This window comes from Mesorhizobium sp. P160927 (assembly GCF_057766385.1).
The window spans coordinates 1,641,634-1,665,074 of sequence record NZ_JBYMDW010000001.1; the positions used below are offsets into that span (position 1 = coordinate 1,641,634).

Here is a 23,441-nt window from a genome sequence, read left to right on the forward strand (position 1 = left end):
GGAGAGAACGATGAGCTACACCAATTTCACTCTCGACATCGACGCCGATGGCATCGCGTTGGTCACCTGGAACAGCCCGGACCGCTCGATGAACGTCTTCACCGAAGAGGTGATGCGCGAGTTGAATGCCATCGTCGACAAGGTGGCCGGCGACGCCGCCATCAAGGGCGCGGTGATCACCTCCGGCAAGGACACCTTCTCCGGCGGCGCCGACATCACCCTCTTGCAGAAGATGCTGACCACCTTCGCCACGGACAAGGCCAAGGATGTCGAAAAAGCGACCAAGGCGCTGTTCGACAACGCCGGCATCATGACCGGCCTGTTCCGCAAGCTGGAAACCTGCGGCAAGCCATGGGTCTCGGCGATCAACGGCACCTGCATGGGCGGCGCCTTCGAAATGTCGCTCGCCTGCCATGGCCGCGTCGCGGCCGACTCCGACAAGGTCAGGATGGCACTGCCCGAGGTGAAGATCGGCATCTTCCCCGGTGCCGGTGGCACCCAGCGTGTGCCGCGGCTGACCGACCAGCAGCAGGCATTGCAAATGCTGACCTCCGGCCAGACCCTCTCGCCGCAGAAGGCGAAGGCGATGGGCCTGATCCATGAGATCGCCGAACCCGCCAAGCTGGTCGAGACCGGCAAGGCAATGATCAGGAACGGCCTCAAGCCGGTGGCGCCGTGGGACGAGAAAGGTTTCAAGCTGCCCGGCGGCCCAATCTATTCGGCGGCGGGCGCCAATCTGTGGCCGCCGGCCATCGCCATCCTGCGCCGCGAGACCCATGGCAATTACCCCGCCGCCGCGGCGATCCTGAAATGCGTCTATGAGGGCCTTCTGGTGCCCTTCGACACGGCGCTCAGGATCGAGCAGCGCTATTTCACCGAGATCATGCAGACCAAGGAAGCGGCGGCGATGATCCGCTCGCTGTTCGTGTCGCTGCAGGAACTGAACAAGGGCGCACGCCGCCCGGCCGGCGTGCCGGACACCAAGTTCAAGAAGATCGGCATCCTTGGCGCCGGCTTCATGGGCGCGGGCATCGCCTATGTCACCGCCAAGGCCGGCATTCCGGTGGTGCTGCTCGACCGGGACATGGAGGCGGCCGCAAAGGGCAAGGCGCATTCCGATGGCCTGATCTCGGATCAGGTCAAGAAGGGTCGTGCCAAGCCCGAGGACAAGGACAAGCTCTTGTCTCTGATCACGCCGACGGCAGACTATGCCGACCTCGCCGGCTGCGATCTCGTTGTGGAAGCCGTGTTCGAGGATTCCGCCGTCAAGAAGGCCGCCACCGTACAGGCGGAAGCGGTGTTGAAATCGTCGGCGATCTTCGCCTCGAACACCTCGACAATTCCGATCACCGGCCTCGCCAGGAATTCGGCTCGGCCGAAGAATTTCATCGGCATCCACTTCTTCTCGCCGGTCGACAAGATGATGCTGGTCGAGATCATCCTTGGCAAGAAAACCGGCGACAAGGCCCTTGCCACCGCGGTCGACTTCGTGCGGGCCATCAAGAAGACCCCGATCGTCGTCAACGACACGCGCGGCTTCTACGTCAATCGCTGCGTGCTGCGCTACATGTCGGAAGCCTACAAGATGCTGATCGAAGGCGTGCCCGCGCCGATGATCGAGAATGCGGCCAAGGCCGCCGGCATGCCGGTCGGTCCCTTGGCGCTGACCGATGAGACGGCCATCGACCTTGCCCAGAAGATCATGAAGCAGACCATCAGGGATCTCGGCGAAAAGGCCGTCGACCCCAGGCAGATGGCGCTGATCAACACCATGGTCGACGATCACGGCCGTTTCGGCCGCAAGAACGGCAAGGGTTTTTACGACTACCCGGCCAAGCCGGCCAAGAAGAAGCTGTGGCCCGGCCTCAAGGACCTTTATCCGCAGCTCGCGGCCGAGAAGGTCGACTATGAGGAGCTGCAGCAGCGCCTGCTGGTCACCATCGCGCTCGAAGCGGCGCGCGTGATGGAAGAGGGCATCGTCACCGATCCACGCGAGGCCGATGTCGGCTCGATCCTGGCCTTCGGCTTCGCGCCCTACACCGGCGGCGCGCTGTCCTATATCGACGGCATCGGCGCCAAACAATTCGTCAAGATCGCCAAGGCGCTGCAGAAGAAGTATGGCGCCGAGTTCAAGGCGCCCAAGCTGCTCCTCGACATGGCCGAGAAAGGTGAGACCTTCTACGAACGCTTCGATCCCTATGCCAAGGGCGATGTGAAGCAGGCAGCCTGACAGAGCGTCATGTATGTCTGGGCGCGCATGACGCGCATGCTGGCCACGGCGCGAAGCCGTGGCCCTTACATGATGGGCGGTGAAGGTCGGCTGGCCTTTCGCTGCCTGCCGACCGACATCGACTTCAACGCCCATCTCAACAATGCGCGCTACATGATGCTGGCCGACCTTGGCCGCGTCGACCTGTTTGTCCGCGCCGGCCTCATCACGCTGGCGAGGAATAATGGCTGGGCGCCGATGATGGGCGGGCTGCAGGCCGTCTACGCCCGCGAGATCCGGCTGTGGCGCCGCTTCGAAGTGGTGTCCTCGATCGAGACCTGGGAAGGCACCCAGGTCATCGGCAAGCACCGCTTCGTCCTCGACAATGGCGAGACCGCCGCCCTGGTCCTGACCACGGCCGGTGTCTACGACCGCAAGGCGCGCCGCTTCCTCGACATTGACGCGGTTGTCGCCGCACTTGGCCTTGCGGTGAACCCGCGGCCACCGACCGAGGCGGAACGCATTTTCATGACGTCGCACCAGGGACTGCGCGGCCTGGCCAAATCGTCCGGCTGATCAACCCGATCGACTTTCCCAAACCAAGCACGGGTGGTACATTAGGTATCGCTAACATGATGTTGGCGGAGGAGTAATCATCATGCGTATGATGCTGAGAGTTTCCATCCCGGCGAGGAAGGCAATAAGGCGATCAAGGACGGCAGCATGGGCAAGGTCATCGAGCAAACCTTGTCCGATCTCAAGCCGGAGGCCACCTATTTTACCGCTGAGGGTGGTTGGCGGACGGCCTACCTTTTCCTGGAGGTAAAGGACAGTTCGGACATGCCCTATGTCGCCGAGCGGTTCTTCTTCGCTTTCAATGCCACCGTCGAGCTGGTCCCCGTGATGAACGTCGACGAGCTCAAGAAAGGCCTCCCGAGAGCGATGGCGGCATTAGCCGGATAGCGGCTTCGGCCATGACACTGTGCCGTCGTTGCGGCACACAGTTTTGTTCGTGATCCATCGGCCGCGCTGGTGGACAACGCAGCGGTTGCGCGTTAGACAGGAAGAGGCATTTTTTCCTGTTTCGAAGGAGAGCACGTCATGCTCTCGCACGACCGAGTCTGGGCTGCCATCGATGCTCTTGCCGAGCGCTATTCGCTTTCGGCTTCGGGTCTGGCAAGGCGCGCGGGACTTGATTCAACCGCCTTCAACAAATCGAAACGCCTCTCGTCCGACGGCCGGCCGCGCTGGCCTTCGACCGAATCGCTGGCCAAGATCATCGAGGCGACGGGCGCTTCGCTGGACGAATTCACCGGGCTGATCGAAGGCCGTGGCACATCGCCCGCCAGCCGGCGCGCGGTGCCGTTGGTCGGCTTCGCCCAGGCCGGCGCTGGCGGCTTCTTCGACGATGCCGGCTTTCCGGCGGGGCAGGGCTGGGATCTCGTCGAATTGCCCGCGCAATCGACCGAAAGTTCCTATGCGCTGCAGGTCCAGGGCGATTCCATGCTGCCGCTCTACCGCAACGGCGACGTCCTCATCGTCGAGCCGGGTGCGGCCACCCGCAAGGGTGATCGCGTCGTCGTCAAGACCACATCGGGTGAGGTGATGGCCAAGGTGCTCGAGCGCCAGACAGTCAAGTCGATCGCGCTGGTCTCGCTCAATCCGGAGCATCCGGACCGCGACATCCCCATGCGCGAGGTCGAGTGGGTGGCGCGGATCGTCTGGGCAAGCCAATAGGTGCGACGGGTGCGACTTCCTCATCTTGTCCTGGCGGTTTTGATGGTCCCGGCGATGGCGGCGCTGGTCGTTGCCGGCGGGCGCACGTTGAAAGGCAGCGAAAGCACTGTTGCGGTGGATCAGATCGATCCCAGCGCCGACACAACCGCTGAGGCAGATAGGAATGCGACGCCCGAGGAACCGTCCACCTCAGCAATTCGAGCACCCGCGCAACCGCCAAAGCCGGCGGTGCATTCGCGGGCGATCGACCCGGACGTGGTCGCGCCGCCGGAACTGCCCACCGGCGACCTCGAGCGGGTCGAGCCCCGTGCGCCGTTGAGCAAGCTGGCGCTCGCCGTGCCGCCCAAGCCGAAAATGCCCGACGACTGGAACGGCACAAAGCTGTTCCAGCCGGTCGCTCCGGCCGCCGGCCTGATCGAGGCGAAGGGCTATTCGGTCGCGATCTCCGGCATCGACGTCGTCAGGCAGGACGAGACCTGCACCACCGACGGCAAATCCTGGCCGTGCGGTATCCGCGCGCGTACGGCATTCCGTGCCTTCCTGCGTGGCCGTGCGGTGGTTTGCACGGTGCCGCCTGAAGGCGGACGCGACCGGGTCGCGGCGGAGTGCCGGATCGGCAAGCATGATGTCGGTCAATGGCTGGTCGAGAACGGCTGGGCGCGTGCCGCCAAGGACGGGCCCTATGTCGAGGCCGGTGACAAGGCACAAAGCGCCAAGAAAGGCATTTTCGGGTCGGCGCCGAATCTTGCCGGCATCTCGGCGGTGCCGGCCGCACCCGCCCCGGCGCCCCAGGCGCCGGGTTCGATCCTGGAGGAGGACGGCGGCGTCCTCAAGCCAGCTGACCAGCCAGCGCCTTCTGAATGAGCGAGCGGGTCTCCGCGACGCCATAGAGCGCGGCAAACGAACCGAAGCGAGGGCCACGCTCCTGGCCGATCAGCACCTGGTAGATCATCTGGAAGAAGGCGCCTGAAACACCCGGGCCACCTTCCGGACTTTGCTTGGAATGATCCTGGTAGCGTTCGATCTTGCGCGCCACGTTGAGCGAAGCGTTCTGGATCGCTTCGCTGCTGGCGCCCGCCGGCAAGTCGCCAAGTGCCTTTTCCAGGGCCACCAGCGCTTCGCGCTCGACCTCGTCGGCCGGGCGAAAGGTTTTCGACGGCCTCACGAAATCGTCGAAATAGCGGATCGCATAGCCCGTCAGCCGGTCGAGCTCGGGATGGGTCGCCGGAGTCACGCCCGCGACATGGCGCGAGATGAAACCCCACAGCACATCCTTGTTCTGCGCATTGGAGGCGCTGACAAGGTTGAGTAGCAACGAGAACGGCACCGGCATGTCGACGGCGGGCGGGTTGCCGTCATGCATATGCCAGACCGGATTACCCAGCCGCTCCTTCCACTCCTGGCGGGGATAGGCGGCGAGGAAGGTGTAATATTCGTCCACGGCCCGCGGGATGACGTCGAAATAGAGTTTCTTGGCCTGCCTCGGGCGCTGGTACATGTAGAGCCCCAGGCTCTCGGTCGGCGCATAGGTCAGCCATTCGTCAATGGTCAGGCCGTTGCCTTTCGACTTGGAGATCTTCTGGCCATTCTCATCGAGGAACAGTTCGTAGACGAAATGCTCCGGCGCCCGCCCGCCCAGTATGTTGCAGATGCGGTCATAGACCACTGCATTGGTCTGATGGTCCTTGCCGAACATCTCGAAATCGACGCCGAGTGCCGCCCAGCGCATGCCGAAATCCGGCTTCCACTGCAGCTTCACGCGGCCGCCGGTGACCGGCAGCGTGGTTTCGGTGCCATCATCGTCGAAGGTGATGGTGCCGGCCTTGGCGTCGACTTGCTTCATGGGAACGTAAAGCACGCGCCCACTCTTTGGCGAGATCGGCAGGAAGGGGCTGTAGGTCGCCTGCCGCTCAGGTCCGAGCGTCGGCAGCATGACCGCCATGATCTGGTCGTAGCGTTCGGCGGCGCGCAACAGCATCGCGTCGAAACGGCCTGACTTGTAGTACTGCGTCGCGCTGGCGAATTCGTAATCGAAGCCGAACGTGTCGAGGAAGCGGCAGAGCATCGCATTGTTATGGTCGGCGAAGCTCGCATAGTCGCCGCCGAAGGGGTTAGGCACCGATGACAGTGGCTTGTGCAGATATGGCTCGAGCGCTGCGCGATCCGGCACGCTGTCGGGTATCTTGCGCATGCCGTCCATGTCGTCGGAAAAGCACAGCAGCTTGGTTGCGACATTGTCCTGCGTCAGCACGCGGAACGCATGGCGCACCATCGAGGTGCGGGCCACTTCGCCGAACGTGCCGATATGCGGCAGGCCCGACGGTCCATAGCCGGTCTCGAACAGGATCGTTTCGGGGAAGTCGGCGCCCTTGTAGCGCTCGATGATCTTTTTGGCTTCCTCGAACGGCCATGCCTTGCTCTCGGCCGCGGCCGTCAGCAGTTCGGGATTGAGATCGATGATGTTTGATCCCGCCATGTCACAGTTTTCCAGATTGTATCCCGGCAATAGCCGCAAAAGTGCATTTTCAACCGGTCTCTAGGCGTGCGTGGCCGGAGCGTCAACGCGTCGGGCGCTTTTTCCTTGCCGCCTCAGGCTCCCCTTCCTACGTTCGGGGCCACGTTCAAGGAGTAAAGAATGCTTTCGCCCACCCCGCACGAAGCCCTGATCTATCTGATGGTCATCACTTCGGCCTCCGACCGGGACATGACCGATGTCGAACTGGCCAGGATCGGCGAGGTTGTCCGCTCGTGGCCGGTGTTTGAGGATTTCAAGCAAGACCGGCTGGTTGCCGTGGCGCAGGCCTGCCAGAAGATGCTGCATGAGAAGGGTGGGCTCGAAGGTGTCCTGACCCAGGTCTCGGAGGCGCTGCCGGACCGGTTGCGCGACACTGCCTATGCCGCGGCTTTCGAAGTGGCCGCCGTCGATCTGGAGATGCGGCTGGAGGAAGTGCGGGTGCTGCAGTTGATCCGTCGTAAGCTCGATCTCGACACGCTGACCGTGGCGGCCATCGGCCGTGCGGCCAAGGCAAGGCTGCGAACTCTGACCTGACGAGGTTACCGCCGGATCAGAAAAGCTGACCGGACCGGATCAGAAGAAACTGACCGGGAAATAGCGCAGGTAGAATTCGGCAAAGGTGCCTTTCATCGAAATCTCTTGCAGAGCGTAGTCGAGGGCCGCGGCCAGCGCCGGATTGTCCGCTCGCGTGGCGATGGCCATGCCGGTGCCCAGATATTCGGGCGCCAGGTAGGGGCCGCCGGCAAAGCGGCAGCAGCCGGCGGCATCGGAGCCGCCGAGCCAGAAGGCGAAGCGCATGCCATCGCCGAAGGCCGCGTCGATCTTGCCGGCCTTGAGGTTGCCAAATAGGTCTTCCGGCTTGTCGAAGGGGACGACCTGGACCGTGCCGAAATAGTCGCGCAGCATGCGTTCATGGGCCGAGCCCGATATCACGCCGACGCGCTTGCCGTGCAATTTGTCGAAGAGCGGTTCCGCCAGCGCCTTGTTCTTCGGAGTGATGAAGCGCGCCGGGAACTGCAGGTAAGCGCGCGAGAAGGCGTATGTCTGGCGCGACTGTGGCGTTGGGGCAATGCCGGCGATAACAGCTTCTCCTTCGCCCCTCTCAAGGGCGCCTTGAAGCTCCGCCCAGGGCAAGGCCTGGATCTGACATTTGTCGACGATGCCGAGTTCCACGCAGATAGCGCGGGCCAGGTCGATATGGAAACCGGACAGCTTCCCCGCGCCGTCGAGAAAATTGAAGGGCGGAAAATCCGTGGTCGTCAGGAACCGCAGCCGCGGCAGCGCCGCAAGGTCCGGCTTGGGAAGCCGCTCCTTGGCATCCCACAACACCGGCACCTGCGGCTCCGCCGCGCCCGCGCCGGAAACCCATGACAATGCGGCGATGAGCGCCGCTGCCAGGACATGGGACCTCCATTGGAACGCCACGATAGAACTCCGCCGCACCCGTGCTCGTGCCGGTTTTGGTACGAAAACGGTACGGGCACAATGCTTTTTGATTTCAACGCTTCGATTTCAGGATATGGTTCGGCCGGTTTGCAAACAGCGGTGGCTGCCCTGGTGGGAATACCAGGGTCGAGAACCACAACCGGAAGCGGGCGCTTTGCAATCCGTGGTCGGTGGCGAAGTGCCGGGAAGGCGCGGACCATGGACTTAATGCATGAGGCAACATGGGGTTGATGTTGCGATGGGTCAGTTCGATCGAACGCTGGAATACATAGACCAACTGCAGCACGCCGGAACGGCGGCCGCGGTCTGCGAGAAACTGTTGGGCGTAACATCGGAGTTCGGCCTGACCGCGCTGATGGCCGGAACCGTTCCGCAGCCGGGCACACCGACGGGCCAGCAAAAGCAGCATGTGCTGCTCTGCGACTGGCCGGTCGAATGGCTCGAGCGCTACGTGACGCGCAACTATGTCGATCACGATCCCGTCGTCAGTCACATGAAACAGCTGCAAGCGCCGTTCCAGTGGCGGGAAGCCGCCCAGGGCGTCCGCATCGACAAGAGCAGCGGCGAAGTGATGGGTGACGCCGGCGCCTTCAAGTTGCGCGACGGGCTGGCCTTTCCCTTGATCACGCTCGACGGCGAAATCGTCATGGTGTCGCTGGGGGGCGAGGCCGTGGAACTGTCGGCGGCCGAGTTCGGCCTGGTCTCCCTGGTCTCGACCTATGCCGTCGGCCGCGCCATGCAACTCCACACCATGGCGACCACGACGATCGACCACATCGAGCTGACGCCGCGCGAACGCGAATGCCTGCAATGGGCTGCCGTCGGCAAGTCCGAATGGGAGATTTCCCAAATCCTCGGCATCTCCGAGCACACGTCGGAGAAACATCTTCTTAACGCCAAAAGCAAACTCGGTGCCGTCAACCGGGTCCAGGCAGTCGCCGAGGCGATAAGGCGCGGCTACATTAGCTAGGTCGGCCGTGCAGGCCTAGAACTTCTCGCCTACGTGATCACGCAATTTTCGCATCAAAGCACGGCCGTATCTTCCCCTGAATCACAGGAGACTACGGAATGCTTTTTTGTCTTACGACCCAAGAATTGATGGAACGTCCCGACCTTTGGGAGGCCGTCCATCGGCTGCGCTACCGGATATTCGTCGAGGAGATGGGGTGGGAGGACCTTCGGCGCCCCGACGGATTTGAGGTCGACCAGTTCGATCATGAGGAGGCGGTGCATCAGATCGTCATCAGGGGCAATGAAGTCGCGGGCTATCAGAGGATGTTGCCGACCACACGGCCGCATTTGTTGACCGAGGTGTTGACCGATCTCTCCGAAGGAACGCCGCCGGCGGGTCCCAACATCTGGGAGTTGACCCGCTATGCGGTGGCTCCGGGTTATCGCGACGGCCGGCGCGGCGTCTCGACCGTCGGCACGGAATTGATAGCCGGTTTCGTCGAGTGGGGTCTGAAGCGCGGCGTCGACAAGGTGATCATCGAGTTCGAGCCGATGTGGGTGCTGCGCGCATTGCAACTGCACTTCCTGGCGACGCCGCTCGGCTATCAGCGCACCTATGGCAGCCAACAGGTCGTGGCGACGCTGCTCACCTTTAACGAGCACACGCTGGACGTGGTGCGTTCGCGCCGCAATCATCATGCACCCGTCCTGGCCAGGGGATATCCCGACATGTTCGGTCAAAGGAGGGCGTCATGAACGCGCATCCGCAACCAGAACTGCTCGGCCACACGCTGATCGTCACCGTGTCGTCGAATGACGGCCGGCCGGTGCTCGACCGGAGGGCCTATGAGAGCCTTGCCAGGACGTTCCATGAAGCCGCCGAGAATGACCAGGTGCGGGTCGTCGTGCTGCGCGGCCTAGCGGGCTGCTTCTGCCTTGGCGGTGACTTTTCCGAATTCCTGGATGCCGCCAAGCACCAGAAGCTGATCGCCGCCGTCACCGACATGTTCCGCATGCTGGCGACGTTTCCAAAGCCGATCCTGGCCTGTGTCGACGGCGATGCCGTCGGCGTCGGCTGCACCATCCTGTTCCATTGCGACATGGTGATCGCGTCTGAAAAAAGCACGTTCCGGGTGCCGTTCGTCGATTTCGGCCTGGTGCCGGACGCGGCAACCAGCATCCTGGCGCCGCAGAAGCTCGGTTATGCCGGTGCTTTCCGCTTCTTCTGTCTCGGCGACACGCTTTGTGCCGAAGACGCCAGGGCGCTCGGCCTCGTCGCCGAGATCGTCGCGGAAGGCAGCGTCGAGGAAGCGGCGCTTGGCCGAGCCAGGCAGTTGGCAAAGAAGCCGGTTGCCGCTTTGCTGCAGACACGCGGCCTACTCAAGGGGAACACCGCCGCCCTATGTGAGCGCATTGATGAGGAGATATCGCTGTTCCAGCAGGCGCTGCAGGACGACGCCACGTTGCGACGGTTGCAGCGGATCGCCAGGCTGGCTGCCTGAGCCATCGCCCGGAATGCTGTGCCGCGCGGACGATCACGCGGCACAGCAGGTATCAACTTTCCTTGCCCAGGAATGACGGCCCTTCGCCGATGATCTTCTTATCTTCCTTGCCGATAACGTCGAGATCGCGCCCCTCATAGGGCAGCGACAGGAGGATGCGGCGCATCACCGCCAGCCGCGCGCGGCGCTTGTCGTTGGCCCGCACGATGATCCATGGCGCGAACTCCTTGTGGGTGCGCTCGAACATGGTGTCGCGCGCCTTGGTGTAATCGTCCCACTTGGTGATGCCGGCAATGTCGATCGGCGAGAACTTCCAGCTCTTCAGGGGGCTGTAGCGGCGATCGTGAAAGCGTTCGAGCTGCGTCTCCCGGCCGATGTTTAGCCAGAATTTGAAGAAATAGATGCCGTCATTGACGATCATGCGTTCGAAATGCGGCGTCTCGTCGAGAAACTTCTCGTGCTGTTCGGGGGTGCAAAAACCCATCACCGGCTCGACGCCGGCACGGTTGTACCAGGAGCGGTCGAAGGTGACGAATTCGCCCGCTGTCGGGAAATGGTCGGCATAGCGCTGGTAGTACCATTGCCCCAGTTCCGTCGGGGTTGGCTTGGTCAGCGCAACGTTGCGCGCCGTGCGTGGGTTGAGATACTGGCGCAGCACGAATATCGTGCCGCCCTTGCCGGCAGCGTCACGACCCTCGAACAGCGCCATCATCCGCTTGCCGGTCGCCTGCAGCCATGCCTGCGCCTTGACGAGCTCGATCTGCAATTTCTCGAGCGTCTCGTCATACTCCTCGCTCTTCATCTTCTTGTCGTAAGGATATCCGCCCGCGGTCAGCTTGTTCTCCTCGACCCAGTCCGGAAGCTCGGGATTCTCGATATCGAACTCCCGTTCCTTGCCGCCGATCCTGATTTTCAGCGGGCCTGCGCTTGGCGTTACCGAATTGTCCTTGGCTTTTTTCATGCAGACGAACCCTTCTAAGTGTCTGGACTCATGCTATTGGGAGCCACTGCAGCGCCGCGCCTCGTTTGGACGCGCAAAGGAGGCTGTAGTACTTTTGATTTGCGGTCCAGCGGAAGTTTTCGCCGCCGTGTGACCGGTGGAGGCTGGGCGCGCGAATGACCGAGCTGGGCGCAGAGCAGAAAGGCACGGGGCAAGCTGTGGCCGCTCGGCTGTGGCACAGCCGCTGGCTGCTTGCGGCCGGTGTCGTGGCGGTTCTGATCGCCTTTGGCTTCGCCGGCATTTCCGCCTACGTGCTGGTACCGGCGCTACTCCTGCTGCCGGCCGCGGCAATATTGCCGGTCACCAGTGCCCGCCATTCCGCGGGGCATGCCGCGGTGATCGAGGCGGTTGGCTTGCAGCGCCTGTCCGGCGAATATCTGGCGGCTGCGGTCGCCGATCCGCTCATCATCTTCGACCACGCCGCCACCATCGTCCACGCCAACGCCGCCGCCTTTGCAGCCTTTGGCGGCATCGCGCCCGGCATATCGCTGCCGCTGAAATTCCGGGCGCCTGAAATGCAGGCACTGCTGGACAGTGTGCTGTCGGGCACCGTCGCCTCGGATGTCGTCGACTACACCGAGAAACTGCCTGTCGAACGGGCCTACCGGGTCAGCGCATCCTCGGTCGGGCATGGCACCGATCTTTATGTGCTGGTTTTCAAGGACCAGAGCGAGGCGCGGCGTATCGACCGCATGCGCGCCGACTTCATCGCCAATGCCAGTCACGAATTGCGCACCCCGCTAGCCTCGATCGCGGGCTTCATCGAAACGCTGCGCGGACCGGCCCGCAACGATCCGGCGGCGCGCGAGCAGTTCCTCCAGATCATGCAGAACCAGACCGGCCGCATGGCGCGCCTGATCGACGATCTCCTGTCGCTGTCACGGCTGGAGATGAAACCCTATCTGCAGCCGGGAACCGAAGTCGATCTGCGCCAGACCGTCGACAGCGTCATCGATTCGCTCGGCCCGCTCGCCCGCGAAAACAATATCGTCATCGAGCGCGATTTCGCCAAGGGGCCGCTCGATGTGCCAGGCGATCGCGACGAGCTGTTCCAAGTGTTCGAGAACCTTTTGGAAAATGCCTGCAAATACGGCCAGTCGGGCGGCCGTGTCCTGGTGTCGATCGCGCGCGGCGATGATGGTCCCGAACCTGGCATCGACGTCACGATCAGGGACTTTGGTCCCGGCATCCCCGAGGAACACATCCCGCGCATCACCGAGCGCTTCTATCGTATCGATGTCGAGACCAGCCGGACCCAGAAGGGCACGGGGCTTGGCCTGTCGATCGTCAAGCACATCCTGACGCGTCACAACGCCAGGCTGACGATCAGGTCCGAGGTCGGCAAGGGCGCCGCCTTCTCGGTCCATTTGCCGGCACACTGATACTGCCCTAGTTTTCCACGGGGCCGTTTCTTTTTTCTGTCATCCCGCTAGCGTATCAGCGGGGATTCGAGGAAACGACTCAAAGACAAGATCCCGTGGGAAGGCATTTCATCCATGCAGTCCGTTCACATTGTCAGCGCCTATGACGAGGAACTGAAATATCTTTCGAAGCGCATCGCCGCGATGGGTGGCCATGCCGAGCGCATGGTCGAGCAGGCGGTCGCCGCCCTGGTCAATGCCGATCCGGGGCTGGCCCAGAAGGTCATCCGAGACGACGCCGTCCTGGACGAGGGACAGCGTGAGATCGACGACAAGGCGATCATCATCATCGCCAGGCGTCAGCCGATGGCGACGGACCTGCGCGAGATCGTCGGCGCCATCCGCATTTCGGCCGACCTCGAGCGTGTCGGCGACCTCGGCAAGAACGTCGCCAAGCGGGTGGTTGCCGTTACCGACGGCCGGCAGCCGACCAGCCTGTTTCGCGGCCTGGAGGCTCTGGCCAATTTGGCACTGACCCAGCTGAAGGAAGTGCTCGACGTCTATGCGTCGCGCTCGGTCGACAAGATCGGCTTCGTGCGCGACCGTGACGACCAGATCGATGCCATGTACACCTCGCTGTTTCGCGAATTGCTGACCTACATGATGGAAGATCCGCGCAACATCACGCCCTGTACGCATCTGCTGTTCTGCGCCAAGAATATCGAGCGGATCGGCGATCACGCCACCAACATCGCCGAGACCATCTACTATATCGTCACCGGCGACCAGATGCCCGCCGACCGGCCCAAAGGCGACAAGACCGACAAGATCGGCCTCCCCGAGGCGCTGCCGGTGAAGTGAACGCACATCCCCTCGAACGCTTGATCATATTGCGCTAGACTATCCCGAGATAAGCTTGCCGGTTCCCCAGGGAAGGCAACGCTTTCGGGAGGCTGCGATGGAATATGTCCGAGAGTTCAAATCCTCGCCGCCGACATCGGGCATCATCGCCTGCGGCGTCTATACCGCCGGGCGCCGCATCGCCGATATTCCGATCGAGGAAGCCGGCGAATGGGCCAAGAAATCGGGACATGTCGTCTGGATCGGGCTGCTTGAACCCGACCGCGAACTTCTGCTGCGCGTCAAGGCGCAGTTTCATCTGCATGAGTTGGCGATCGAGGATGCCGAGCATCCGCACCAGCGGCCAAAGATCGAGCAATATGGCGATGCGCTTTTCATCGTCGCCCGCACGGCGCAGCTGATCGACGGGCGCGTCACCTTCGGCGAGACACATCTGTTTGTCGGCTCAGGCTACATCGTCAGCGTCAGGCACGGTCCTTCGACATCCTATGCCGTCGTGCGGCAGCACTGGGAAAGCTGCCCGCACTCACTGGCCAAGGGGGAGGATTTCGTCCTCTATGCCATTCTCGACTTCATCGTCGACAATTACATGCCCGTGCTCGAGCAGATCGAGGACGAAGTCGAGGCAATCGAGGACAAGGTCCTGCTGAAGCCGATGACCGGCCCCGACATCGAACGCCTTTACATGCTGCGCCGCGACCTCCTGCGCCTGCGGAACGCGGCATTGCCCCTGGTGGAAGTCTGTCGCCGGCTAACCAGCTCCGACCTGCCGCAGATCCATTCGGCCATGCACCCGCTGTTCCGCGACGTGACGGACCACATCCGTACTGTCCAGGAGAAGATCGACAGTCTGCGCGAGGTGCTGGCCTTTGCCTTCGAGGCCAGTCTTCTGGTCGGTCAAAGCCAGGAAACGGCGATCTCCAAGAAACTCGCCTCATGGGCGGCCATCCTAGCCGTGCCTACCGCATTCGCCGGCATCTACGGCATGAACTTTACCGACATGCCGGAGCTGAAGATGGAATATGGCTACCCGATGGTGCTGGCCACCATCGCGCTGATCTGCTGCTTCCTGTATTGGCGCTTCAGGAAGAACGGCTGGCTGTGAGGAAGTCAGTAGTCAGTAGTCAGTAGTGGGAGCGGTTATTTCCGCACCACTCACTCCTCACTCCGCTTATCGGTTCCGCCGCCGCTCCGCCGCTGGCTGGAACGCCACGCGGGCATGGTATTTACAGTAGGGACCGGTTTCAGCGGCTTCGTTGCCGCAGAAGTTGAAGTCCTCCGAAAGGGGATCGCCATTCGGCCATTTGCAGGTGCGCTCGGTCAGTTCGACGAGCTGCAGATGCCGTGAGATCGGCACCACGACGTTCTCGACCGGACGGATGTAGTGCCGCGCCACCGGTTCGGCGTCGAATTGCGTCTGAAGGGCCGTCGCGCCGATCGAAGTCGTGACGTGGCGTGCCGTGCTTGCGGCGCGCGCCACCGATTTCTGGACGGTCGATCCCTGCGTCACCTTCTTCTGGCGCGCCGGCGTCGCCGTTGCGCGACCGCGACCCGACAGCTTCAGCCGGTGCACCTTGCCGATGACGGCATTGCGGCTGACTCCCCCAAGCTGCGCAGCAATCTGGCTTGCGCTCAGACCCTCCGACCACAGTTTTCTCAAGAATTCTACCCGCTCGTCAGTCCAGTTCATGACCGCGCTCCTCGTAAGCGTGCGGCAATCAGAATCCATTCCCGACCCAGCACCACTGCTGGGACAGACACCACATATATCTGGTGATTAGGTCCGCCGCACGAAATCTAGTTATTTCTCGACTACAACTACTCTATGCGCTGACTCGGTGACAAGAGTCCCAAGTGCAACACGAATCGGTTTTTTCGGTTTTCCCCAACTTGCCCGGTCGTTCATGAGCCGGCGTTGCGTCGGAGGGCCTGCCGCGCGCCACTAGGCGACGTTTTCGTTGACTTCATGGCCGAAAAACACGATAAGCCGCAGAAGGCCGCCGCTTTGGCGGCTTTTTTGATTTTCCGGTACCGGAGACGCATATAATGAGCGGTTCGGCGCTTTACGAGACCTTTGCTCGCGCACCCCTGGCCTTCGACCATGGGGAAGGCACTTGGCTGGTTACGGACAAGGGCGAGCGATATCTCGATTTCGCCGGCGGCATCGCGGTCAATTCACTTGGCCATGGCCATCCGCACCTTGTCGCGGCCCTCACCGAGCAGGCGGCGAAACTCTGGCACGTCTCCAATCTCTATGAGATCCCGGGGCAGAGCAGGCTTGGCGAGCGGCTGGCTGATGCTACCTTCGCCGACAAGGTGTTCTTCACCAATTCCGGCGCCGAGGCGCTGGAATGCGCGATCAAGACGGCGCGGCGATACCACTTCGTCAAGGGAAATCCCGAGCGCTTCCGCATCATCACCTTCGAAGGCGCCTTCCATGGCCGCACGCTGGCGACCATCGCGGCAGGCGGCCAGTACAAATATCTCGAAGGCTTCGGACCCAAGGTTGAAGGCTTCGACCAGGTTGGCTTCGACGACATCGATGCCGCCGAGAAGGCGATCACGCCCGAGACCGCCGCGATCCTGATCGAGCCGGTGCAAGGCGAGGGCGGTATCCGCCCAGTACCGACACAGTCGCTCAAGCGGCTGCGGCAGCTCTGCGAACGGCACGGCCTGTTATTGATATACGATGAGGTCCAATGCGGCATTGGCCGTACCGGCAAGCTGTTCGCGCATGAGTGGTCTGCGGTGACGCCCGACATCATGGCGATCGCCAAGGGCATCGGTGGCGGCTTCCCGATGGGCGCCTGCCTTGCCACCGACGAGGCCGCCGTCGGCATGACCGCCGGCGTGCACGGCACCACATTCGGCGGCAATCCGCTGGCAATGGCGGTCGGCAACGCCGTGCTCGACGTCGTTCTGGAAGACGGCTTTCTGGAGGATGTCCAGCGCAAGGCGTTGCTGATGAAGCAGGGGCTAGCCTCGATAGCCGACGAATTCCCAGAAATTGTCGAGGATATCCGGGGCACCGGGCTGATGCTCGGCCTTAAATGCGCGATGCCCAACGGCAAGGTAAACATGGCGCTGCGCGACCAGCATTTGCTGGCCGTTCCGGCCGGCGACAACGTCATTCGCCTGCTGCCACCGCTCACCGTCACCGACGCCGAGATTCACGAAGCGCTCAACCGCATCCGCGCCGGCGCCAAGGGCCTGTCGGAGGCGATCGCCTCCGCCGCCGCGAAGTAATCCGGAACCATTCCTGATGTCAGTTCGCCATTTCACCGATCTTTCCACCGTTTCCGAAGGCGATTTGCGCTTCATGCTGGATGATGCGGTAACGCGAAAGGCGCGTCTCAAGGCCGGCGAGCGGACCAAGCCGCTCGAAGGCAAGGTGCTGGCCATGATCTTCGACAAGCCGTCGACGCGCACGCGCGTTTCTTTCGACGTCGGCATGCGCCAGCTCGGCGGCGAGACCATCATGCTGACCGGCACCGAGATGCAGCTCGGCCGCTCCGAAACCATCGCCGACACCGCCAAGGTGCTGTCGCGCTACGTCGATGCGATCATGATCCGCACCACCTCGCATGAGCGGCTGCTGGAACTGACCGAGAATGCCACCGTTCCGGTGATCAACGGCCTGACCGACGACACCCACCCGTGCCAGCTGATGGCCGACATCATGACCTTCGAGGAGCATCGCGGTCCGGTTGCCGGCAAGACGATTGCCTGGACCGGCGACGGCAACAATGTGCTGCACTCACTGCTTGAGGCCTCGGCACGGTTCCGCTTCAATCTCAACGTCGCCGTGCCCGAAGGCAGCGAACCGGCGCAGAAGCATATCGACTGGTCAAAGGCGCATGGCGGCAAGCTCTATTTCACCCGCTCGCCCGAGGAAGCCGTCGACCAGGCCGACTGCATCGTCACCGACTGCTGGGTGTCGATGGGACAGGAACACCGTGCTCGCGGCCACAATGTCTTCTCGCCCTATCAGGTCAACGCGGCGCTGATGGCCAAGGCCAAGCCGGATGCATTGTTCATGCACTGCCTGCCGGCCCATCGCGGCGAGGAAGTAACCGACGAGGTCATCGACGGGCCGCATTCGGTGGTCTTCGACGAGGCCGAGAACCGGCTCCATGCCCAGAAGGCGGTGCTTGCCTGGTGCCTCGGTGCTTAGAGTGTTTCGGTGCTTAGAGCGTCTTGGTGCTTGAAGTGTCTTGGGCGCCCGAAATGCCCAGGCGCTTGATCTGCGGCGGCGCGATGCCTATCTGCGCCGCATCACGCAAATCAAGCGCGTTTGGACGCATGTGCCCACCAGGGCCGCATGGCCGCGCCCTGGAGCTTTGTCATGTTGGAAAGCCATCTAGTGACTGAACATCACCCCAAACTCGGCGAGTTCGGCTATGCCGGCGACGATCACGTCGTTCCCTTCGAGGTCGGTCCGCTCGACGTGCGCGGCCGCACGGTCCAGCTTGGGCCGATGCTCGACGCCATCCTTGGCCGCCACGATTATCCCGAGCCGGTCGCCCGCCTGCTGGCGGAAGCCTGTGTGCTGACCGTTCTGCTCGGCACCTCGCTTAAATTCGAAGGCAAGTTCATCCTGCAGACCCGTACCGACGGGCCTGTCGACATGCTGGTCGCGGACTTTTCCACGCCCTCGGCACTGCGCGCCTACGCACGCTTCGATGCGGATCGGCTCGAAGCACTGGTCGCCGCAGGTGAGACGTCCCAGCAGACGCTGCTTGGCAGCGGCGTGCTGGCGCTGACCATCGACCAGGGCGCTCATACGCAGCGTTATCAAGGCATCGTCCAGCTCGATGGCGAAACGCTGGAAGATGCGGCACGCACCTATTTCCGTCAGTCGGAACAGATCCCGACCGATATCAGGCTCTCGGTCGCCAAGCTGCTGACGCCCGGTGTCGGCGGCGCGCGCGAGCAATGGCGCGCCGGCGGCATCCTGGCGCAGTTCCTGCCGCAATCGCCCGAGCGCATGCGCATTCCGGACCTGCCGGGTGGGGACGGCGATCCGCGCGAGCAAGTCCACGATCCCGCCGATAATTCCTGGCAGGAACTCCTGGCGTTGCTAGGCACCATCGAGCCGACCGAATTGATCGACCCGACCATCGGCGCCGAGCGGCTGCTTTATCGCCTCTTCCATGAGCATGGCGTGCGCGTCTTCGGCGGCGTTCCCGTCGCCGACCAGTGCTCATGCTCCCGCGACAAGATCCGTGGCATCCTCGAAGGCTTCTCCGCGCAGGAGATCAAGGACAGCACCGAGGATGGCGGCATCCATGTCGCGTGCGAATTCTGCTCGACGCAGTACGACTTCGACCCAGCCGAGTTTGCGGCTCAGTAAAGCCTTTCCTTCTCCCCGTTCCGCGGGGAGAAGGTGCCCGAAGGGCGGCTGAGGGCAGCGTGACCGTCGGCCCTCAGTTCACCGTGCGCCTTGTCCCCGGCAGATCGAGCGAGAAGGCTGGGATGGCGATGTCGAACGTCTCGCCGCGCTTGTTGCGCATCGTGTAGCGTCCGACCATGATCCCGGAGGGTGTCGAGAGCGGGCAGCCGGACGTGTACTGATAGCTGTCGCCGGGATTGAGTTCCGGCTGGTCGCCGACAACGCCCGGCCCGCGCACCTCCTCGACCCGGCCGGCACCATCGGTGATATGCCAATAGCGCGACAGAAGCTGCACGAACTCGTCAGACTGGTTGTCAATCGTTATCTGATAGCCCCAGACGTAGCGGTTCTCCTGGGGATCCGAACGATCCTCCAGATAGAACGGCCTGACCTGCACTTCGATGTTGCGCGTCACGGCGCGGTACATGAGCGGCTCCAAAACAATCCGACGACTTTCGACGCTCGCGGTGAGCAGGTCAACGTGCGCGTCTTGTCGCGCCTGGGATTGAAACGCAGGTGCCGGCAAAGAATGTCATTTAAGTGACACACGACAATGGTGGTGTGCGCGAACCGGGCGACTCGGCCCTCTGTCGAACTGTTGAAAACGGCCGCGACGCGGGCCGACTTCCGGAGTGACCAGATCTCGATGGAACTCACTCTCATATCCGCCTCGCTTTCGACCGCACTCATCCTCTCAAACGCTGCCAGCATCCTGCTTGCCGCTTCACAGCTGAAACGGCGCGCCACGATCGCCCCGCCGGCGGGCAGATCGCCGGCGGTGTCGATTGTCGTCCCGTCGCGCGGCGTCGAGCCCTTCACACGTGAGACGCTGGAACGCGCCTTCGCGCTCGACTGGCCACGCTACGAACTGATCTTCTGCGTCGCCCATGCCGACGACCCGGTGGTCAAACTGATAAACAGAGCGATTGCCCGGTTTCCGCAGGTGCCGGCCCGGCTGTTGATCGGCGACGATCGTGTCAGCGCCAATCCCAAGCTCAACAATTGCGTCAAAGGCTGGGAAGCTGCGCGCCACGACTGGGTCATTCTTGCCGATTCCAACGTTCTGATGCCTAGGGACTATGTCGAGCACATGATGGCGGCGTGGCGGCACCGTACCGGCCTTGTCTGTTCGACGCCGATCGGCTCCAGGCCAGATGGTTTCTGGGCCGACGTCGAATGCGCCTTCCTGAACACATTGCAGGCCCGCTGGCAGTATGCCGGCGAGGCGCTCGGCCTCGGCTTCGCGCAGGGCAAGAGCATGCTGTGGAACAAGCCGATGCTGGACGCCAATGGCGGCATCCGCGCGCTGGCCGCCGAGATCGCCGAGGACGCCGCCGCGACCAAGCTGGTGAACGGCCTCGGCCTGCGTGTCAACCTCGTTGCGGCGCCCTTCGAGCAGCCGCTCGGCCAGCGCACGTTTCGCGAGATCTGGTCGCGCCAGGCCCGCTGGGCGCGCCTGCGCCGCGTCACCTTCCCGCTGTTCTTCGCGCCCGAGATCCTGACTGGTGCGGCGGTCCCGCTGGTTCTTGCGCTGGTTGCGGCGGGGAGCGCCGGCGTCAGCCTCTGGGCGACCGCGATTGCCGTGCTGGCGGCGTTCTATCTTCCGGAATGCGCTCTGGCCCTGGCCAAGGGTTGGCACGTCTCGACGCGCATGATCGCGGCGACGGTCGCGCGGGACGTCATGCTCCCGGCCATCTGGGCGCGCGGCTGGCTCGGCGGCGCCGTCGACTGGCGCGGCAACGCCATGACCATCCGGACCAAGACGGCGGAGCTGGAGGAGACGCCGTCGAGCGCCTGATTGCTGCTGACGACGCTGCCTGGACGAAACCTATTTGGCGGCCTTCAATGCTTGCGCGATATCTTCCAGCAGATCGTCCGTATCCTCCAGGCCGACCGACAGCCTGAGCGTACCGGGCCCGATGCCGAGTTCGGCGCGGGCCTCGTCGTTCAAATTCTTGTGGGTGGTCGTCGCCGGGTGGGTGATCAGGCTCTTGGCATCGCCCAGATTGTTCGAGATCAGCACGATGTCGAGGGCGTTCTGCAGGGCGAAGGCCGCCGGCTTGCCGCCCTTGACGTCGAGGCAGATCAGCGTCGAGCCACCCGACATCTGCTTCTTGACGATATCGGCCTGCGGGTGGTCGGCGCGGCCGGGATAGATGACGCGGGCGATCTGCGGCTGCTCGGCCAGGAAGTCGGCGATCTTGCCGGCGCTCTCGGTCTGCTGGCGCACGCGCAGCGGCAAGGTCTCGAGGCCCTTCAGCAAGGTCCAGGCGTTGAACGGCGACAGGCTGGGGCCCGTGTGGCGGAAATAGTCGTGCAGGTTCTCGTCGATCCACTTCTTGTCCGACAGGATGACGCCGCCCAGGCAGCGGCCCTGGCCGTCAATATGCTTGGTGGCCGAGTAGACGACGATGTGCGCACCAAGCTGCAATGGCTTCTGCTGTAGGGGCGTGGCGAAGACATTGTCGACGACCAGCCGCGCGCCGATCGAATTGGCAAGCGAGGCGACGGCGGCGATGTCGACGACCTCGAGCGTCGGGTTGGTCGGGCTCTCCAGGAAGAACAGCTTGGTGTTCGGCCTGACCGCCTTTTCCCAATTGGCGATCTCGGTGCCGTCGATCAAGGTCGCCTCGATGCCATAGCGCGGCGCCAGCGTCTCGACCACCCAGCGACAGGAGCCGAACAGCGCGCGCGCGGCCACGATGTGGTCGCCGGCCTTGACGCTGCACAGAAGGGCCGCCGTCACCGCCGCCATGCCCGACGCCGTGGCGCGCGCGTCTTCGGCGCTTTCAAGCGCGCACATGCGCTTTTCGAACATGTCGACGGTCGGGTTGGCGTAGCGCGAATAGATGAAACCAGGCTCTTCGCCCTTGAAACGGGCTTCGGCGGCCTGCGCCGTCTGATAGACATAACCCTGGGTCAGGTACATCGCCTCGGAGGTTTCGCCGAAGCCGGAACGCAGGGTTCCGCCATGCACGAGTGCCGTCTGAGGTTTCCAGTTGCGCTTCTTGGTGCTCATCGCTTTGTTCCAGACACAAAAAAACCGGCCGCGAAAGTCGCAACCGGTCCATACGGCCTTGCGGCCCGACGGTCCTTTAGCGACTTGTTTAACGTGGCTGCAAGCCGACCGGCCAAATCACCACGGGATAACGACCCTTTAGACCCGCGCCACGCTTGCGTCAATTGCCGGCTTCATTAAGACGTTTGTACCAAGGCAGGTTCCGCAAAAGTGCCCGGCGGTTTTGCGGCGAGAATCTGCAACAAACAAGAACCTGCAACCAAAGAGACCAGTCTTGGGGCGGAGCCAGACTTTGCGGCAGACAGGCATTCTTCCCGATCAGGACATTTCGGCGTTGTCCCGGTCCGGCGCGCTGAAGTCGCCGCGTGCACTCGATGCCGACCAGATCCAGCCGGCGAGCCTTGATCTCCGATTGGGCGAAAAGGCCTGGCGGGTTCGCGCCTCGTTCCTGCCCGGTCCCAACCACAAGGTGTCGGAAAAGCTGGATCGGCTGCAACTGCACGAGATCAGTCTGACCGAAGGCGCGGTCCTCGAAACCGGCTGCGTCTATATTGTGCCGCTGCTCGAAAGTCTGGCGCTGCCGGCTGACATTTCGGCCTCGGCCAATCCGAAGAGCTCGACCGGGCGGCTCGACATCTTCACCCGCGTCATGACCGATCGGGGCCACGAGTTCGATAAGATCGCCGCCGGCTACAACGGTCCGCTCTATCTCGAGGTCAGCCCGCGCACCTTTCCGATCATCGCGCGCACGGGTTCGCGCCTGTCCCAGATACGCTTTCGCACCGGCAACGCGCTGCTCTCGGAAGCCGAGTTGCATGACCTGCATCGTGCCGAGATGCTGGTCGCCACGGAGCCGCCGAACATTTCCGGCGGCGGGATCGCGCTGTCGATCGACCTCAATGGCGACAAGGATGGGTTGGTCGGCTATCGCGGCAAACACCACACCGGCCTCGTCGATGTCGACAAGCGCGCCGCGCAGGACGTCCTCGACTTCTGGGAACCGATCCACAAGAGCCGCGCCGGCGAACTGGTGCTCGATCCGGACGAGTTCTACATCCTCGTCAGCCAGGAAGCGGTGCATGTGCCGCCGCTCTACGCCGCCGAGATGACGCCGTTCGATCCGCTGGTCGGCGAGTTTCGTGTCCATTATGCCGGCTTTTTCGATCCGGGTTTCGGCCATTCGGCGGCCGGCGGCACCGGCAGCCGGGCGGTGCTCGAAGTGCGCAGCCACGAAGTGCCGTTCATCCTCGACCACGGCCAGATCGTCGGCCGGCTGGTCTACGAGCACATGCTGAAGCGACCACAGGCGCTCTACGGCACCGATCTCGGCTCGAACTACCAGGCGCAGGGCCTGAAGCTGTCGAAGCATTTCCGCTCCGTGCGATGAGGTCGAAGCTGCCGATCTCCCTCTTGTGGGTCCTTGTTGTGGGAGAGATGCCCGGCAGGGC

At 63.0% G+C, this 23,441-nt stretch carries 23 protein-coding genes and 1 riboswitch; of the genes, 17 read left to right on the forward strand and 6 right to left on the reverse strand.

From position 1 onward, the window contains the following. Positions 1-10: 10 nt before the first annotated feature. The 5 genes from AC3CB8_RS08115 to AC3CB8_RS08135 all read left to right on the forward strand — a co-directional run bounded on the left by AC3CB8_RS08115 (position 11) and on the right by AC3CB8_RS08135 (position 4,810). Positions 11-2,230, forward strand: coding sequence for a 3-hydroxyacyl-CoA dehydrogenase NAD-binding domain-containing protein (locus tag AC3CB8_RS08115; protein ID WP_352563208.1), 2,220 nt, complete (start codon positions 11-13; stop codon positions 2,228-2,230). A 9-nt stretch (positions 2,231-2,239) separates the two neighbouring features. Beyond that, a complete protein-coding gene (locus AC3CB8_RS08120; RefSeq protein ID WP_352563207.1) occupies positions 2,240-2,785 on the forward strand; it encodes a thioesterase family protein in 546 nt (181 codons plus the stop codon). A 147-nt stretch (positions 2,786-2,932) separates the two neighbouring features. Further along, positions 2,933-3,172, forward strand: coding sequence for a hypothetical protein (locus tag AC3CB8_RS08125; protein WP_352563206.1), 240 nt, complete (start codon positions 2,933-2,935; stop codon positions 3,170-3,172). A gap of 138 nt (positions 3,173-3,310) precedes the next feature. Then, a complete protein-coding gene (locus AC3CB8_RS08130; RefSeq protein ID WP_352563205.1) occupies positions 3,311-3,946 on the forward strand; it encodes a S24 family peptidase in 636 nt (211 codons plus the stop codon). A 9-nt stretch (positions 3,947-3,955) separates the two neighbouring features. Then, complete coding sequence (locus AC3CB8_RS08135; protein WP_348626363.1) at positions 3,956-4,810, forward strand: thermonuclease family protein; 855 nt, start codon at positions 3,956-3,958, stop codon at positions 4,808-4,810. Here AC3CB8_RS08135 and AC3CB8_RS08140 read toward each other — a convergent pair. Continuing rightward, positions 4,776-6,422, reverse strand: coding sequence for a lysine--tRNA ligase (locus AC3CB8_RS08140; RefSeq protein WP_352563204.1), 1,647 nt, complete (start codon positions 6,420-6,422; stop codon positions 4,776-4,778). The two genes, AC3CB8_RS08135 and AC3CB8_RS08140, sit on opposite strands and share 35 nt — an antisense overlap. Positions 6,423-6,581: 159 nt before the next feature. On the opposite strand from AC3CB8_RS08140, the gene AC3CB8_RS08145 reads away from it, so the two are divergent. Beyond that, positions 6,582-6,995 carry a tellurite resistance TerB family protein gene (locus AC3CB8_RS08145; RefSeq protein WP_352547212.1) on the forward strand — a complete coding sequence of 138 codons (414 nt, stop codon included), beginning with the start codon at positions 6,582-6,584 and terminating at the stop codon, positions 6,993-6,995. Positions 6,996-7,034: 39 nt separating this feature from the next. On the opposite strand, the gene AC3CB8_RS08150 is transcribed toward AC3CB8_RS08145, so the two are convergent. Next, the gene (locus AC3CB8_RS08150; protein WP_023783466.1) at positions 7,035-7,886 is read right to left on the reverse strand and encodes an ABC transporter substrate-binding protein; all 852 of its coding nucleotides are present in this window, start codon (positions 7,884-7,886) and stop codon (positions 7,035-7,037) included. Between the two features lie 259 nt (positions 7,887-8,145). Here AC3CB8_RS08150 and AC3CB8_RS08155 point away from each other — a divergent pair, with 259 nt between their 5' ends. From AC3CB8_RS08155 to AC3CB8_RS08165, 3 genes are all read left to right on the forward strand, one after another. Beyond that, on the forward strand, positions 8,146-8,877 hold the full coding sequence (locus AC3CB8_RS08155) for a helix-turn-helix transcriptional regulator (RefSeq protein ID WP_023783467.1): 732 nt from the start codon (positions 8,146-8,148) through the stop codon (positions 8,875-8,877). Between the two features lie 98 nt (positions 8,878-8,975). Further along, positions 8,976-9,614, forward strand: a complete 639-nt coding sequence (locus tag AC3CB8_RS08160) for an acyl-homoserine-lactone synthase (RefSeq protein ID WP_023772991.1) — start codon at positions 8,976-8,978, stop codon at positions 9,612-9,614. Next, on the forward strand, positions 9,611-10,360 hold the full coding sequence (locus AC3CB8_RS08165; protein ID WP_352563203.1) for an enoyl-CoA hydratase-related protein: 750 nt from the start codon (positions 9,611-9,613) through the stop codon (positions 10,358-10,360). The genes AC3CB8_RS08160 and AC3CB8_RS08165 overlap by 4 nt, the downstream gene beginning before the upstream one ends. Before the next feature lie 52 nt (positions 10,361-10,412). On the opposite strand, the gene ppk2 is transcribed toward AC3CB8_RS08165, so the two are convergent. After that, positions 10,413-11,321, reverse strand: coding sequence for a polyphosphate kinase 2 (gene ppk2, locus AC3CB8_RS08170; protein ID WP_023772989.1), 909 nt, complete (start codon positions 11,319-11,321; stop codon positions 10,413-10,415). Positions 11,322-11,476: 155 nt separating this feature from the next. On the opposite strand from ppk2, the gene AC3CB8_RS08175 reads away from it, so the two are divergent. From AC3CB8_RS08175 to AC3CB8_RS08185, 3 genes are all read left to right on the forward strand, one after another. Then, a complete protein-coding gene (locus tag AC3CB8_RS08175) occupies positions 11,477-12,742 on the forward strand; it encodes an ATP-binding protein (protein ID WP_023772988.1) in 1,266 nt (421 codons plus the stop codon). Between the two features lie 114 nt (positions 12,743-12,856). Beyond that, the gene (gene phoU, locus AC3CB8_RS08180; protein WP_015319295.1) at positions 12,857-13,582 is read left to right on the forward strand and encodes a phosphate signaling complex protein PhoU; all 726 of its coding nucleotides are present in this window, start codon (positions 12,857-12,859) and stop codon (positions 13,580-13,582) included. Between the two features lie 97 nt (positions 13,583-13,679). Then, positions 13,680-14,687, forward strand: a complete 1,008-nt coding sequence (locus tag AC3CB8_RS08185) for a magnesium and cobalt transport protein CorA (protein ID WP_023783468.1) — start codon at positions 13,680-13,682, stop codon at positions 14,685-14,687. A 66-nt stretch (positions 14,688-14,753) separates the two neighbouring features. Here the strand turns inward: AC3CB8_RS08185 and AC3CB8_RS08190 are convergent, their stop codons facing one another. Then, positions 14,754-15,272, reverse strand: coding sequence for a GcrA family cell cycle regulator (locus AC3CB8_RS08190; protein WP_352563202.1), 519 nt, complete (start codon positions 15,270-15,272; stop codon positions 14,754-14,756). Between the two features lie 356 nt (positions 15,273-15,628). Here AC3CB8_RS08190 and AC3CB8_RS08195 point away from each other — a divergent pair, with 356 nt between their 5' ends. The 3 genes from AC3CB8_RS08195 (at position 15,629) to AC3CB8_RS08205 (ending at position 18,935) form a co-directional block, all read left to right on the forward strand. Next, complete coding sequence (locus AC3CB8_RS08195) at positions 15,629-16,828, forward strand: aspartate aminotransferase family protein (protein ID WP_023772985.1); 1,200 nt, start codon at positions 15,629-15,631, stop codon at positions 16,826-16,828. A gap of 16 nt (positions 16,829-16,844) precedes the next feature. Then, a complete protein-coding gene (gene argF, locus AC3CB8_RS08200) occupies positions 16,845-17,756 on the forward strand; it encodes an ornithine carbamoyltransferase (protein WP_023783469.1) in 912 nt (303 codons plus the stop codon). 147 nt (positions 17,757-17,903) lie between these two features. Further along, on the forward strand, positions 17,904-18,935 hold the full coding sequence (locus AC3CB8_RS08205; protein ID WP_031241053.1) for an Hsp33 family molecular chaperone: 1,032 nt from the start codon (positions 17,904-17,906) through the stop codon (positions 18,933-18,935). Positions 18,936-19,008: 73 nt separating this feature from the next. On the opposite strand, the gene apaG is transcribed toward AC3CB8_RS08205, so the two are convergent. Beyond that, complete coding sequence (apaG, locus tag AC3CB8_RS08210) at positions 19,009-19,401, reverse strand: Co2+/Mg2+ efflux protein ApaG (protein ID WP_023772981.1); 393 nt, start codon at positions 19,399-19,401, stop codon at positions 19,009-19,011. 219 nt (positions 19,402-19,620) lie between these two features. On the opposite strand from apaG, the gene AC3CB8_RS08215 reads away from it, so the two are divergent. Continuing rightward, positions 19,621-20,772 (forward strand): ceramide glucosyltransferase, encoded by a 1,152-nt coding sequence (locus tag AC3CB8_RS08215; RefSeq protein WP_352563201.1) that lies wholly within the window; start codon positions 19,621-19,623, stop codon positions 20,770-20,772. A gap of 30 nt (positions 20,773-20,802) precedes the next feature. On the opposite strand, the gene AC3CB8_RS08220 is transcribed toward AC3CB8_RS08215, so the two are convergent. Next, positions 20,803-21,993: an O-succinylhomoserine sulfhydrylase gene (locus AC3CB8_RS08220; RefSeq protein WP_352563200.1), complete on the reverse strand. Its 1,191-nt coding sequence runs from the start codon at positions 21,991-21,993 to the stop codon at positions 20,803-20,805. Positions 21,994-22,049: 56 nt separating this feature from the next. Then, a riboswitch (SAM riboswitch) is annotated at positions 22,050-22,127 on the reverse strand. A gap of 158 nt (positions 22,128-22,285) precedes the next feature. Here AC3CB8_RS08220 and AC3CB8_RS08225 point away from each other — a divergent pair. Then, positions 22,286-23,380 carry a 2'-deoxycytidine 5'-triphosphate deaminase gene (locus AC3CB8_RS08225; protein WP_352563199.1) on the forward strand — a complete coding sequence of 365 codons (1,095 nt, stop codon included), beginning with the start codon at positions 22,286-22,288 and terminating at the stop codon, positions 23,378-23,380. Positions 23,381-23,441 lie beyond the last annotated feature (61 nt).

Coding starts and splice junctions, on each gene's coding strand:
- AC3CB8_RS08195 (WP_023772985.1), top strand. CDS start 15,629: ATGAGCGGTTCGGCGCTTTACGAGACCTTTGCTCGCGCACCCCTGGCC.
- AC3CB8_RS08215 (WP_352563201.1), top strand. CDS start 19,621: ATGGAACTCACTCTCATATCCGCCTCGCTTTCGACCGCACTCATCCTC.
- AC3CB8_RS08165 (WP_352563203.1), top strand. CDS start 9,611: ATGAACGCGCATCCGCAACCAGAACTGCTCGGCCACACGCTGATCGTC.
- AC3CB8_RS08185 (WP_023783468.1), top strand. CDS start 13,680: ATGGAATATGTCCGAGAGTTCAAATCCTCGCCGCCGACATCGGGCATC.
- AC3CB8_RS08220 (WP_352563200.1), bottom strand. CDS start 21,993: ATGAGCACCAAGAAGCGCAACTGGAAACCTCAGACGGCACTCGTGCAT.
- phoU (WP_015319295.1), top strand. CDS start 12,857: ATGCAGTCCGTTCACATTGTCAGCGCCTATGACGAGGAACTGAAATAT.
- AC3CB8_RS08205 (WP_031241053.1), top strand. CDS start 17,904: ATGGCCGCGCCCTGGAGCTTTGTCATGTTGGAAAGCCATCTAGTGACT.
- AC3CB8_RS08125 (WP_352563206.1), top strand. CDS start 2,933: ATGGGCAAGGTCATCGAGCAAACCTTGTCCGATCTCAAGCCGGAGGCC.
- AC3CB8_RS08160 (WP_023772991.1), top strand. CDS start 8,976: ATGCTTTTTTGTCTTACGACCCAAGAATTGATGGAACGTCCCGACCTT.
- AC3CB8_RS08140 (WP_352563204.1), bottom strand. CDS start 6,422: ATGGCGGGATCAAACATCATCGATCTCAATCCCGAACTGCTGACGGCC.
- AC3CB8_RS08115 (WP_352563208.1), top strand. CDS start 11: ATGAGCTACACCAATTTCACTCTCGACATCGACGCCGATGGCATCGCG.
- ppk2 (WP_023772989.1), bottom strand. CDS start 11,321: ATGAAAAAAGCCAAGGACAATTCGGTAACGCCAAGCGCAGGCCCGCTG.
- argF (WP_023783469.1), top strand. CDS start 16,845: ATGTCAGTTCGCCATTTCACCGATCTTTCCACCGTTTCCGAAGGCGAT.
- AC3CB8_RS08190 (WP_352563202.1), bottom strand. CDS start 15,272: ATGAACTGGACTGACGAGCGGGTAGAATTCTTGAGAAAACTGTGGTCG.
- AC3CB8_RS08145 (WP_352547212.1), top strand. CDS start 6,582: ATGCTTTCGCCCACCCCGCACGAAGCCCTGATCTATCTGATGGTCATC.
- AC3CB8_RS08155 (WP_023783467.1), top strand. CDS start 8,146: ATGGGTCAGTTCGATCGAACGCTGGAATACATAGACCAACTGCAGCAC.
- AC3CB8_RS08120 (WP_352563207.1), top strand. CDS start 2,240: ATGTATGTCTGGGCGCGCATGACGCGCATGCTGGCCACGGCGCGAAGC.
- AC3CB8_RS08175 (WP_023772988.1), top strand. CDS start 11,477: ATGACCGAGCTGGGCGCAGAGCAGAAAGGCACGGGGCAAGCTGTGGCC.
- AC3CB8_RS08130 (WP_352563205.1), top strand. CDS start 3,311: ATGCTCTCGCACGACCGAGTCTGGGCTGCCATCGATGCTCTTGCCGAG.
- apaG (WP_023772981.1), bottom strand. CDS start 19,401: ATGTACCGCGCCGTGACGCGCAACATCGAAGTGCAGGTCAGGCCGTTC.